Origin of the sequence: Cutibacterium sp. 37298, from assembly GCF_023838685.1 — a bacterium.
GTDB classification, from domain to species: domain Bacteria; phylum Actinomycetota; class Actinomycetes; order Propionibacteriales; family Propionibacteriaceae; genus Cutibacterium; species Cutibacterium acnes.
Map to the genome: position 1 here is coordinate 180,965 of NZ_JAJNRJ010000003.1, position 12,611 is coordinate 193,575.

The following is a 12,611-nucleotide window of genomic DNA, read 5'->3' on the forward strand; positions in this document are numbered from 1 at the left end:
CTGGGAGCATGGACGCAGCGGGGGTAGCCTATCAACTTACGAGGGCAATACCCACGTCGCCGTTTATCGTTACTTATCTGACCCCCTTCTGGAGCGCCATGAGACCGCCGATCATCATCTCCTCGCACCGGGGACGGATCGGCGTCGGGGTCATCGTGGCGGTGATCATCGTGCTGACGGTCCTGGACCTCATCAGGTCTGGCCTCGCTGGATTGACTAACCTACCCGCCCTACTGCTCTTCGCGTGGCTGGTGTGGATCATCTGGGGGGTAGCCGAGATTCGGATCGACGACGAGGGGGTAAATATCGTCAACCAGTTCCGCATCTGGGACGTGCCCTGGCGTCGGATCACCGAAGTAACGGGACGTTGGGGCCTGTCACTCACCGCTGAGCGTCGTCCGGATGCCGAGGGAATGCGCAAGCCGAGGACGATCTCAGCGTGGGCCGCCCCGGCTCGTGGCACAGCAACCGCGATGAAGGGCAATGCCGATCACATCCCGCAGATCATCATCGGCTCTGAGACACCCATGAGGTGGTCCCTCGACTCTCATTCGACAGCTCATCTTATCGAGATGGAACGGATCGAGCGTCACCCATCTGGTGCGGTAGCTTCGGCTGAGGGACACGAGGCGACAGGCTCAGGCACGAAGTCCTACGACGGCGAGATCCACGTGCACCCCAATTGGATGACGATTTGCGTCACTGTAGTGCTCGTCGCGACCGTCATCATCGTCTGAGGCTCACCGTACCCAGTTCCGCGGGCGAAGTTGCGGCATCACCAACAGCGTGAATACCAACCGCCTGACGATCACGCTTTTTGACGCGCATGTTCATCAGATCGAGTGCAACCGCACACATGGAACCAACCAGCGCCACCACAAGAGTAATCATGAAGATCTGGTGATATCCGACATAGGCATTTCCACGATGCTTTTCAATTATTCCTGCGGTAAGTGGGTTAGCCCAAAAGATCGAGGCATACGCCAAAAATGATCCCACCGCCATCGCAGACCCATTGACGTGCTCGGGAAGATTCAATTCAGCGACTGGCGCCAAGAGCACAGCCTTACCCATAAAGATACCGAACGCCATGACCATTAACAGGATCATCGCTGGCCACATCATCCCGTCACCAACTGGCAACAACCTCACCGCCAAAGTACCGATCGCAGTAATCAGCAACGCGATACCCATCATCCTGGTCGATGACTTGAACAGATAGTCAGCGAGTACCCCGGCTACCAGCCCGGAAATGATCCCCAACAATCCAGTATTGAAGATACCAAAGGCGCCGGCCACAGCATCAGAAGCCTTGAAGACCAACGAAAGGTAGGGCGCAGACGAGTAAATGAGGTTAACGTAGCACCAGTAAACGCACAACCCAGCCAAGCCCGCAAGCCACACCCGAGGCTTTATCAGCACTGCTACCAGACCCTTGAGCGCCTCCACATTCGCTGATTCCCCCTTGCCTGCGGCGTCACCAGCCACGGCATTCTTAGGGACCCGACGCAGTAACGCGAAGATGAGTGGTACGAGAACGAGAGTGTAGGCGATCGCGAATCCGCGCATCACCGTCGTCGTATGACCAGACCAAAGCGCCAATGCACCAATCACCACGACATTCATGAGAAACTCGACACCGCGGCGAATTGACTCCAGCAGACCCATTGCCAAACCCCGACCCTTCTTGTCCGCATCTTGGGACATGAAGGCGACGCCATTGACCACAGCTGGCCACCCGATAGCGTCCCACACACCCCACGACGCCGCGATGACGATCATGACGTCGAAGGACAAGTTGGGGATCGAGAACAGAATGAGACCAGTGACGAGACGCCACGCACACCACGAGCACAAAATCGAACGAATAGTGAAACGGTTGTTGATCCAGCCGCCCGGCACATAGAGGAACATCGCGATGCCGAGCCACCCCATCAGGATGCCGAATTGGTCGATCCTGATTCCGAGAGTCTCCGTAAGAGGGACGATAAGTGACCCCTTGAAAGCCTCGAATGCCGAATAGGTCAGCTGACCCGCCAGTACCACCGTGAGGAACGGCACCGCCCTCGCGCCTCGCAAAAACACTGGGAGTCGGCTACCTTTTCCCGATTCAGATACGTTCGGGTCAGCTAAGGGAACAGTTGTCTCCATGGCTTTCCACTTTTTAATGTGCCGCGACAGTGCCGACCAGCAGATCTGGGACGTCGGATATCACTCCATCGACTCCCCAATTGAACAATTGGTTCGCACGATCAGCGCGGTTGACCGTCCACGCGTTGACTCGAAAACCAGCGTCCTTGAACTGCGCAACACTCCGCTCGGTAAGTGCAGAATCCTCGGGGTGGATGTAAGTGGCTCCCACAAGCTCCAGCATGGAACGCCAATCGTCATAGAGCGCCGCCGTCTCATAAAGACATGCCACGTCCCATTGCGGAGCCGCTTCCTTGAACTTGGATAACAGCACATGGTTGAACGAGCTCACAATCACCTGGCGTCCAGGCTCGAGTCTTTCAAGCTCTGCGATCACGGAATCGCGTAACTGAAGCGAACTGCGAGCTCCCTCCTCGTTCGACTTGATTTCAATATTGGCGTTAACACCACTCTCATTCATGAAGTCAACGAGGTCCGCTAACCGCGGCAGCGGCTCCCCGATAAACTGGGGCGAGAACCATCTGCCAGCGTCAATAGCAGGTAGATCCGAGGCGGTCAACTCATTATAACGACCGCGGCAATTCGTGGTTCGATCCAAGGAGCTATCGTGGATGAGTACCGCGGTACCGTCACCAATAATATCAACATCGGTCTCGATCCACTTGATACCAGCTTCCACAGCCGCCCGGAAAGCTGACATCGTGTTCTCAGGCGCACGAGAACTCAATCCTCGGTGCGCAATAACTCGTTGAGTAGACATACAAGATTTCCTTGGGTATAACAGTTGTGCCAACGTCGGCGGCATAACTGTAGCAGAACCCTGCAAAACACCGTGCCGGGAAAACTTTCCCAGCACGGTTCTCAACTCAGATATGTCATCGTCACTTCTGGAAGCCGATATCCTCTGCGCGCACGGTCTGGAAGGTGGAGGCACCAAAGTTCGCCAGGTTCTTCGGAACAGCAGTGAAGGACATACGTCGGTACAGTGGCAAAGTCATGACGTCATCCCAGATGGTCTTGTCAGCCTGGTTAGCCAGCTCGCGGCGCTTTGAGACATCAGACTCGGTGCCGATCTTCGAAATGAGTTTCTCAACTTTTGGATCGAGGAGCTGAGAGTAGTTGGACTGCGATGGCTGCTTGGACCCTTCTGCGGCAGCGCCATAGATCTGGCGGATGTTGGCCATCGGGTACGCGGTGCCGTTCCAGGTGAAAGCAATGACGTCGAAGGAGTGGCTGCTCAAGGTCTGGGTGAAGGAATCACTCGGGGTGTTGACCAGATTGACCTTCACGCCGATCCTCGCCATGTCCTGCTTGAACAGTGCACCCTCGTTCTCGGAAGTGGGGACGCCAGTCAACTGAGCGTAATTAATGGTCAGAGTCTTACCATCCTTGACGCGGTAATCACCCTGCTTCTTCCAACCAGCCTCGTCCAGACCCTTCTTAGCAGCTTCAGGATCGTACTTGTAATCCGCAGAGTTATCCCGGTAGCCGGCCTGACCCGGCATAAACAAGTGGTTGCCCAGCATGAGGGTCTCAGGACTGACCGGCATGCCCGCGAGGTCCGACTTGGCGATAGCGGGACGGTTAATGCCCTTGACGATAGCCTGGCGCACCTTCTTATCGGACAGCATCGTCGACTTAGTGTTGAAGGTGAAGTGGCGCCACTGCACCGAGCCAGCCTGACGCATCTCGACATCTGGACGCTTCTGGGCAGTCCGATAGCCATCCTTAGTGGTGATGTTTGAGGCGACGTCGATCTCCTTATTAGCGAACGCCTTGGTCTGGGTGGCGCTGTCCATCGCCTTGAAACTGACGGTATCGAGCTTCGACTTATCGCCCCACCACTTGCCATTGCGCTTGACGGTCAGAGTCTTGGACGCCTCATCGATTTTCATGGGGATAAACGGGCCAGTGAACCAGTCAGGGTTCAGCGTCTTCCACCCGTCGTTGAAGGTGTGGGGATCTTTGACGCCCTCTTTCGGCAGCACCGTGCTGAGGACAGTCGTCCAGTCGGGGTAGGTGGTCTTAAAGGTCAGGACGACATCAGTGTCCTTGGCGCCTTTCTCCACCGAGGAAATCTGGTTGAAACCGTCGGTGCTAGCCGGCAGAAAGTCCGGAGCGAACCCGCTATTCGCCTTCCAGGTAGCCCGGTAATCGGTGTAGTCAATGGTGCGACCCGAGTTCCACGTAGCCTTCGGGTTGAGGTGCAAGGTCACGACCTGCTTACCACCCTTGGTCTCCACGTCCGTCGAGGAGATGTAATTCGGGTTCGGCTTCGGGGCGCCGTCTTCGGTGATATCGAAGTTGGTGGCACCCACGAACCGCCATATCGTTGTGCCCAAGTCAGCGGTGTCGCCGTTGACGTTCAGGGGGTTCCACTCTGTCGGCAGCTGCTCGATGGCCAGACGCAGCGTGCCGCCGTCCTTGAGTTGACCGCGGTCAACCACATTAAGTTGAGCCATGGGGGCCGACTTCGATGTCACCCCCGACTGCTTACTTCCGCCAGACTGGTCCTTCTGTCCGCACCCGGTGAGTGCCATAACCAACACGGCCAGCACCGCCACGGGGGTCACGATCGCCTTGCGCAAGATGTCCTCCAGTGAAGTGAATGACAGGACGCTCCTGCCATCATCCGGCCTCTGCGTCGAAAACCGGACATCACACCTTAACGAAACCACCGTGAAGATCATCAAACCACCCTCAGCAAGGCAATTCGCCCCCCACATCGTCGAGGAAGAACATTGGAGGGCCCGGCAATCCATGCCGAGCCCCTCCGCAATCCATCAGATCACTTGACGTAGCCGACATCCTCAGCACGGGTGGTTTGGAAAGTCGCGGCACCGTAGTTCGCGAGGTTCTTCGGGGTGCCGGTGAACATGATACGGCGGTACAGCGGTAGCACCATCACATCGTCCCAAATATGCTTGTCAGCGTCATTGGTCAGCTCGCGTCGCTTGTTGACGTCCATCTCGGTGTCAATCTTCGGGATGAGCTTTTCAATCTCGGGATCAACGATCTGAGCGAAGTTCGACTGCGACGGCTGCTTGGACCCCTCCGCGGCAGCGCCATAGATCTGGCGGACGTTAGCCATCGGGTACGCGGTGCCCTGCCAGGTGAAAGCGATAACGTCGAAGGAATGGTTCGTCAACACCTTCTGCATGTCACTGGACGGGGTATTGACGAGATTGACTTTGACGCCGATCTTCGCCATGTCCTGCTTGAATAGCGCACCCTCATTCTCGGAGGTGGGGACGCCAGTCAACTGAGCGTAATTGACGGTCAGAGTCTTGCCATCCTTGACGCGGTAATCACCCTGCTTCTTCCAACCAGCCTCGTCGAGCTGCTTCTCAGCAGCCTTCGTGTCGTACTTGAAGTCCTCGGAGTTGTCCTTGTAACCAGACTGGCCCGGCATGAAGAAGTGGTTGCCGAGCATCACCGAGTCGGCTTGGACCGGCAGACCGGCAAGGTCCGACCTGGCGATAGCGGGACGGTTGATGCCCTTGACGATAGCCTGACGAACGTTCTTGTCCGAGAGATTGGCCGACTTAGCGTTGAAGGTGAAGTGGCGCCACTGCAGCGAACCAGCGGCCCGCATATCGGCATCATCACGCTTCTTGGCTGTCTCGTAGCCGTCTTTGGTGATGATGGTGTCGGCGACGTCGATCTCTTTATTAGCAAAAGCCTTAGTCTTGGCAGCGTCCTCCATCGCCTTGAAAGTGACGGTATCAAGCTTCGACTTGTCGCCCCACCATTTGTCATTACGCTTGACGGTCAGAGTATTGGAGGCCTGGTCCACCTTGGTGGGGACGAAGGGGCCGGCGAACCAGTCAGGGTTCGGCTTCTTCCAGCCAGAGTTGAAGGTGTCAGGGTCGGAGACGCCCTCCTTAGGCAGCACATTGCTCCATGAGGCCGTCCAATCCGGGTAGGTCGTCTTGTACGTGATGACGACGTCAGTATCTTTGTCGCCCTTCTCCACCGAGGAAATCTGGTTAAAGCCGTCGGTGGTGGAAGGCAGGAACTTGTCGTTCTCGCCATTGGAAGACTTCCAGGTGGCCTGGTAATCGGTGTAGTCAATGGTGCGACCCGAGTTCCACTTAGCCTTCCGGTTGAGGTGCAAGGTCACGACCTGCTTACCACCCTTGGTGTCCACTTTGACCGACTTGATGTAGTTCGGGTTTGGCTTTGGGGTGCCGTCCTCGGTGATATCGAAATTATTGACGCCGATGAACTGCCAGATGATCGCGTTCAGGTCAACGGTGTTGTTGTCAACCTGCATCGGGTTCCAGCCAGTCGGCAACATGGTGATGGTAAGGCGGAGGGTGCCGCCATCCTTGATCTGATCTCGGGGCTTGATATTGAGGGCAGCCAGCGGCGCACTAGCCGACGTAGTCTTGTCACCCTTATTCTGGTCGCCGCCGGACTGGTTCTTCTGTCCGCACCCGGACAGAGCAAGCGAGCCCACGGCGAGCGCTGCAACTGCGGTCGTCAACGTCTTGCGCACGATAAACCTCCGGAAAGTTAGTGATGCGGATCGGGGATAGAGTGAGCTTTGCACCCCAGCACCGGCCCAGCGACCACAATCGACATCAGAATGCGGTTTCGTTATAAAATCGTGACTTTTCCTTGATCCAACCGTGATGTTCAGGGTCGACCGCGCTCCCCCGGTTTTCCGCACCGTTCGGATTCTGGACAAGACGAATGGGGTAGTGCCGTCACGACACCACCCCATTGCGCACGGCCATCACACCTCAGAACACTCGAATCTCCTCGGGGAAGTGACAAGCAGCACGGCGATCGACATCCGGCTGCGAGTAGTGCAACTCAGGACGCTCCCCCACGCACTTGGCCTGGGAAGCCTCGTCGAATCCCTTGAACTTCGGACAGCGGGTATGGAAGGGACATCCGGACGGCGGAGCGGCTGGGGAGGGAAGGTCACCCTCCAGCAAGATGCGATGACGGTCATGCTCTCTGGCCGGATCCGGCACCGGAATAGCCGACAGCAAACCCTAGGTGTAGGGATGCATCGGGTGGTCAAAAACCTGTGAAACCTCGCCGAGCTCCACAATTCGTCCTAAGTACATGACGGCCACACGGTTGGCGATATGACGCACCACCGACAGGTCGTGTGCAACGAAGAGGTACGACAGCTCCAACTGCTCGCGCAAGTCCTCCAAGAGATTCAACACACCGGCCTGAATCGACACGTCAAGGGCCGACACCGGCTCATCAAGTACCAACAGCTTCGGGTTGAGAGCCAGGGCACGGGCGATGCCGACGCGCTGTTTCTGGCCACCGGAGAAGTTCCTCGGATAACGATTGGCGTGAGCAGGTTCCAAACCCACCAGGGCCATGAGCTCGTCAACTCGTTCCGGGATCTTGTTCTTCGGGTAACCGTTGTACTTCAGTGGCTCAGCAATAATGTCAACGATCGGCAGCCGGGGATCCAAGGATGCCATCGGATCCTGGAAGACGACTTGGAGGTCCTGACGGGTCCTCTTGCGCTGCCTCGCATTCATCTTGGCGGCGTCATGGCCCAAGACGACGACGTTCCCAGCCTCAGGCTTGGCCAGCTCGAGGATCGACATGATCGTTGTCGTCTTCCCGCATCCGGATTCACCGACCAATCCAAGGGTCTCGCCCTTCTTGATCCGGAAGGAGATGCCATCAACAGCATGAACTGTGCCAACGCGCCTCTTGAAGACCGCACCCTTCATAAGCGGGTACGTCTTGACAAGGTTCTCGACGTGCAGAACGTCCTCCAAGGCCTCACGGTCTGAGGTTCCCAGCACGGCCTTGAAGTGGCTCTTACACTGCCCGAGCTGAGGGTAAACATCGACGTAGCTACGGTCGATCAACTCACCATACCGGATACACGCGGCCTCGTGTTCGGGTAAATCGGTATCCGTCAACTCCGGCTCACTTTGGCGGCACGCATCAACCGTCATCGGGCAACGCGGGGCGAAAGGACAACCCGCAGGCAAGTTGAGCAAGGAGGGAGGGTTGCCCTCGACCGGGGTGAGCGGTTTGTCCTTGTCGAGGTCAGGCCGCGGCAGAGAGCCCAGCAGACCGATCGTGTATGGGTGACGGGAATGGTAAAAGAGGTCGTCAACGCTGGCACGCTCGATGACGCGTCCGGCATACATCACGGCAACCCTGTCAGCCAGACCAGCTACCACACCGAGGTCGTGGGTGATCATAACGACGCCCGCATGGGTTTCACGCTGGGCTACGCGCAGCAAATCGAGAATCTGGGCCTGGATGGTCACGTCGAGGGCCGTCGTCGGCTCGTCGGCGATGATGAGGTCAGGGTCGTTCGCGATGGCCATGGCGATGACGACTCGTTGCCTCATGCCACCGGAAAACTCGTGCGGAAAAGCTTTGGCACGCACCTCGGGATTCGGAATCCCCACCAAGTCGAGCAGCTCGATGGCACGCGCCCAAGCGTCCTTGTCGGACATCTTCGAGTGCACCTGCAGAGCTTCGACAATCTGGTCACCGATGGTGTACACGGGGGTCAATGCACTTAGCGGGTCCTGGAAGATCATGGCGACCTTCTTGCCGCGTACGTCAGACATCCAGTTGTCGTCGCGTCCCAAGAGTTCAGTGCCATGGAGCTTGATCGACCCCTCGACGCGAGCTCCCTCATCCAGCAGTCCCATCACCGACATCGAGGTGACCGACTTACCCGATCCAGACTCACCCACCAGCCCGACAACCTCGCTAGCGTTGACGGTGAGGTTCACCCCACGCACAGCATGAACGACGCCATCCTCAGAGGGGAAACGGACGTTGAGATCCCTGATCTGCAGGACCGGCACACCTTCCTGACGCTCGGGGAGGGCGTCGGAAAGGTGTGCCGCCGTGGCAGTTTTCTTACTCATGCCTTACCACCAGACTTAGAGGAGGGATCGACGGCGTCACGCAGGCCGTCACCGATGAAGTTGACGCTCAGCAGCAGGATGACCAGCACACCAGCCGGGAACATGAACAGCCACGGCGAGGTTGTCACCGCCGTCATACCGTCACCTAGGAGGGTGCCCAGAGACGTTTCTGGCTTTTGCACACCAAATCCGAAGAAAGACAGCACCGTCTCGCTCATGATTGCCGCGACCACGCCGAGGGCGAGATCAATAATGAGATAACTCGCGATGTTCGGGATGACGTGCTTGACGATGATCGTGAACGGCGGCACTGACATGAACCGGGCAGCGGTAACGTAGTCAAGGTTGACCACCGACAAAGTCATGGCTCTCACGACACGAGCCGACAGCATCCAGCTGAAGGCCGACAGCAACACGATGAGCAGCAGCGTCGAGGTGCTCTTGCCAGAGGTGTGCTGGCTCAGGATGGCAATGATGAGGAAGGACGGGATCACCAGTAACAGATCAATGAACCAGGGGATGGCCTTCTCCGCCACCTTGCCGAAATACGCTGCCGCGGAACCAATGAGAGCGGCCAGGGTCTCGACGATCAGGGCAACACAAAAACCGATGATGAGGGACTTACGCAGGCCCTCAACGGTCATAGCGAACAAGTCGAATCCACCCTGGCTGGTACCGAACCAGTGGTACTGGTCTGGCGGGGAGAGGAAAGCGTTGTCGTCAACCACCCAATAATCCCAGTTAGCAATGTAGGGGCCAATGGCGGCAAGCAAGACGACCAGCGCCAAGCCGATAACACCCACTTTCGAGCCGACTGGACGCCAGAAGCGACGCAGGATCAAATGACCCCGCGACATGTGCTTGCCGTCACGCTCGTTGCGACCCGGCCGGTGTTTCTGCTCGGATGCAGTAAGGGCGTCCGGGCCCTCTATCGGAGCGCTGGGACCCACCTTCGGGGTATTGAGCTCGACGCTGGAATTGTTCGTAGGTTCAGACATGACGGCTCCTCCTCATCGAGCCCGGACACGCGGATCGATGACCGCGATGAGGATGTCGGACAACAAAGCACCGGTCAGCGTGCAGAGACCGGAGAAGGCAACAACCGCAACCGACCCGTTGATGTCGTTCTGCTGGATCGACATCACCGAGTAGGAGCCGACACCGTTCCATGCGTATACCTGCTCGGAGATGGTGGCGCCAACGAAGATATTGGCGACACCGAAGGCAAAGTAGGTGGCCATTGGGATGATGGCATTACGCAAAGCGTGGTGACGGATTGCGCGCCCTTTGCGCAGTCCCTTAGCCCGTGCAGTACGGACGTAGTCAGCACCCAGGGTATCGAGCATCAAGTTGCGCTGATACCGCGAGTAGCTGGCCAGGCTCAAGGCTGACAACGAGATCGTCGGTAGCAGAAGGTGCTGCATGCGGCTGAGAAACTCCGCTCCGAAATAGTTACCGTGTGAGCCCACCTCACCAATGAATTGGAAGAACTGGGTTCCGGTCACCTGGTTGAAGCGGATAGCGCCCAGCTGCAGCAAGACCGCCAACACCATCGTCGGGGTTGAGATGAGCAGCAGGCACAGGAAAGACACAATCCGGTCAGCAGCCGAATATTGGCGTACCGCCGACCAAGCACCGATCGCAACACCGCCGACCATGCCGATAATCGTTCCGCAAATCACCAGACGAACCGATACACCGATGCGGGTGCCAATGAGGGAGTTGATCGCGTCGCCGTGTGGAGTCCAGCCCCAGTTCCAGTGGAGGAAGACCATCTTCAACCATCGCTCGTACCGCACCCAGATACTGGTGTCGGGGTTGATATTGTAGTTGGTCAGTGACTGATTGATCGCCGTCCAGTTGAGCTTCGGATTCGTCTGGTCGAAGGCGTTGCGCGGATCCAAGGCATACGAGGCGAGCACGTATGCGAAAGAGACTGCTATGAACAACAGCACGACATAATTAATGAGGCGACGCACCACGTATTTGAGCACGATCGTCCTTTCTCACAGTGTGCATTGCCTGCTCGGATGGCAAGCGGGCCGCCGGCGAGTGTGACGATGTCCCGCGCGGCAAGACTTGCCGCCACACAGGTGTGAGGTCATCACGGCACGCGGGCCGCACGGTGTGCGTGATCATACACACACCTCGCCCCCGCGACCATGTGTTGAGATTAAATAAGTGAGGTACGTCGTCTCTGGAATTGTGCTGTCAGTTGATAGACGACGGGAGGGATGAGAAACACTGTGTTTCCCATCCCTCCCGTCGTCAAGCGGTCGTATCTATGACGAGAAGAGGTCAGCGTGTGGTAACGCTGCCACCAGCTTTCTCGATTTTTTCCTGAGCCGACTTCGACCAGGCGTCAACCACAAGGTCAACCTTGACGGTCAGCTCGCCGGTTCCGAGAACCTTGACGAGTTCGTTGTCACGCACCGCACCAACGGAGACCAGGTCGTCAACAGTAATCTTGCCGCCCTTGGGGAACAGAGCCTCGACCTTATCCAGGTTCACGACCTGGTACTCGGTGCGGAACGGGTTGTGAAACCCGCCCAGCTTCGGGGCCTGCATATGAATCGGCATCTGGCCGCCGGCGAAGAACTCGGGCACGTTCTTGCGTGCACCGGTGCCCTTGGTACCGCGACCAGCGGTCTTACCCTTGGAACCCTCACCACGACCAACGCGGGTCTTGGCCTTGTGGGCACCAGGAGCGGGTTTGAGGTCATGGAGCTCAATAGCCATGTCAGTCCACCTCTTCCATGGTGACGAGGTGACGAACGGTCCGGACCATGCCGCGGAACTCCGGGCGGTCCTCCTTGATGACCGTGTCACCAATACGCTTCAGTCCGAGGCTGCGCAGGGTCTCACGATGATTTGGCTTGGTAGCGATGCCAGACTTGATCTGGGTGATCTTCAGCTTGCTCATCAGTTAACCCCCGCCTTTTCCTCCATGCGGGCAGCAGCGGCGGCCTCGTCGGCCTCCTTGCGCGCACGCAGCATGGCTGCTGGGGCGATCTCCTCAACGGACTTGCCGCGGCGACGGGCGACCTCTTCAGGCTCCTCGAGCTGCTGCAACGCATCGACGGTGGCGTGAACCACGTTGATCGCATTAGAGGACCCGAGGGACTTGGCGAGCACGTCGTGCACGCCGGCACATTCGAGAACAGCGCGGGCCGAGCCACCGGCAATAACACCGGTACCAGGGGAAGCCGGACGCAGCATCACGATACCGGCGGCCTTCTCACCGATCACCGGATGGGTGATAGTACGACCGACCAGCGGCACCTTGAAGAAATGCTTCTTAGCTTCCTCAACGGCCTTGGCGATAGCTGCGGGCACCTCTTTAGCCTTGCCGTAGCCGACGCCTACGCTGCCCTCACCGTCACCCACGACGACTAGCGCCGTGAAGCTAAAGCGACGGCCGCCCTGGACCACCTTGGCGACGCGGTTAATGGCCACGACGCGCTCGAGATATTCGTTCTGATTGCGGTTGCGATCGTTCTGGCCACGACGGTTGTCACGGCCACGACGCTCACCACCTGCACCGCCACCGCGGCGCTGGGTTCCACTCATCGTTGCTCA

At 57.9% G+C, this 12,611-nt stretch carries 10 protein-coding genes and 1 pseudogene; 1 reads left to right on the forward strand and 10 read right to left on the reverse strand.

Annotation, left to right across the window (positions count from 1 at the left end; all coding sequences use genetic code 11):
* Positions 1–98 precede the first annotated feature (98 nt).
* Positions 99–737, forward strand: coding sequence for a hypothetical protein (locus LRP59_RS09490; RefSeq protein ID WP_002514841.1), 639 nt, complete (start codon positions 99–101; stop codon positions 735–737).
* Here the strand turns inward: LRP59_RS09490 and LRP59_RS09495 are convergent.
* The 10 genes and pseudogenes from LRP59_RS09495 to rpsE all read right to left on the reverse strand — a co-directional run bounded on the left by LRP59_RS09495 (position 727) and on the right by rpsE (position 12,602).
* A complete protein-coding gene (locus LRP59_RS09495; RefSeq protein ID WP_002520600.1) occupies positions 727–2,085 on the reverse strand; it encodes an MFS transporter in 1,359 nt (452 codons plus the stop codon). The genes LRP59_RS09490 and LRP59_RS09495 overlap by 11 nt on opposite strands.
* 79 nt (positions 2,086–2,164) lie before the next feature.
* Positions 2,165–2,911, reverse strand: coding sequence for a glycerophosphoryl diester phosphodiesterase (locus LRP59_RS09500; RefSeq protein ID WP_002514843.1), 747 nt, complete (start codon positions 2,909–2,911; stop codon positions 2,165–2,167).
* A 121-nt stretch (positions 2,912–3,032) separates the two neighbouring features.
* A complete protein-coding gene (locus tag LRP59_RS09505) occupies positions 3,033–4,739 on the reverse strand; it encodes an ABC transporter family substrate-binding protein (protein WP_002514844.1) in 1,707 nt (568 codons plus the stop codon).
* Between the two features lie 200 nt (positions 4,740–4,939).
* Positions 4,940–6,652, reverse strand: a complete 1,713-nt coding sequence (locus LRP59_RS09510; protein ID WP_002514845.1) for an ABC transporter family substrate-binding protein — start codon at positions 6,650–6,652, stop codon at positions 4,940–4,942.
* 247 nt (positions 6,653–6,899) lie between these two features.
* Positions 6,900–9,032 (reverse strand): annotated as a pseudogene (locus tag LRP59_RS09520) (dipeptide ABC transporter ATP-binding protein).
* Positions 9,029–10,030 carry an ABC transporter permease gene (locus tag LRP59_RS09525; protein WP_002514848.1) on the reverse strand — a complete coding sequence of 334 codons (1,002 nt, stop codon included), beginning with the start codon at positions 10,028–10,030 and terminating at the stop codon, positions 9,029–9,031. The pseudogene LRP59_RS09520 and the gene LRP59_RS09525 overlap by 4 nt, the downstream one beginning before the upstream one ends.
* 12 nt (positions 10,031–10,042) lie before the next feature.
* On the reverse strand, positions 10,043–11,026 hold the full coding sequence (locus LRP59_RS09530; protein WP_002514849.1) for an ABC transporter permease: 984 nt from the start codon (positions 11,024–11,026) through the stop codon (positions 10,043–10,045).
* Between the two features lie 304 nt (positions 11,027–11,330).
* A complete protein-coding gene (rplO, locus tag LRP59_RS09540) occupies positions 11,331–11,771 on the reverse strand; it encodes a 50S ribosomal protein L15 (RefSeq protein ID WP_002521986.1) in 441 nt (146 codons plus the stop codon).
* A 1-nt stretch (position 11,772) separates the two neighbouring features.
* Positions 11,773–11,955, reverse strand: a complete 183-nt coding sequence (gene rpmD, locus LRP59_RS09545) for a 50S ribosomal protein L30 (protein ID WP_002514851.1) — start codon at positions 11,953–11,955, stop codon at positions 11,773–11,775.
* Entirely contained in the window at positions 11,955–12,602 is a 648-nt protein-coding gene (gene rpsE, locus LRP59_RS09550; protein ID WP_002514852.1) for a 30S ribosomal protein S5, read from the reverse strand. The genes rpmD and rpsE overlap by 1 nt, the downstream gene beginning before the upstream one ends.
* Positions 12,603–12,611 lie beyond the last annotated feature (9 nt).

What these genes read in the sequence shown, in the direction of transcription:
- rplO (WP_002521986.1), bottom strand. Translation starts at nt 11,771, where the DNA reads ATGGCTATTGAGCTCCATGACCTCAAACCCGCTCCTGGTGCCCACAAG.
- rpmD (WP_002514851.1), bottom strand. Translation starts at nt 11,955, where the DNA reads ATGAGCAAGCTGAAGATCACCCAGATCAAGTCTGGCATCGCTACCAAG.
- LRP59_RS09490 (WP_002514841.1), top strand. Translation starts at nt 99, where the DNA reads ATGAGACCGCCGATCATCATCTCCTCGCACCGGGGACGGATCGGCGTC.
- LRP59_RS09500 (WP_002514843.1), bottom strand. Translation starts at nt 2,911, where the DNA reads ATGTCTACTCAACGAGTTATTGCGCACCGAGGATTGAGTTCTCGTGCG.
- LRP59_RS09525 (WP_002514848.1), bottom strand. Translation starts at nt 10,030, where the DNA reads ATGTCTGAACCTACGAACAATTCCAGCGTCGAGCTCAATACCCCGAAG.
- rpsE (WP_002514852.1), bottom strand. Translation starts at nt 12,602, where the DNA reads ATGAGTGGAACCCAGCGCCGCGGTGGCGGTGCAGGTGGTGAGCGTCGT.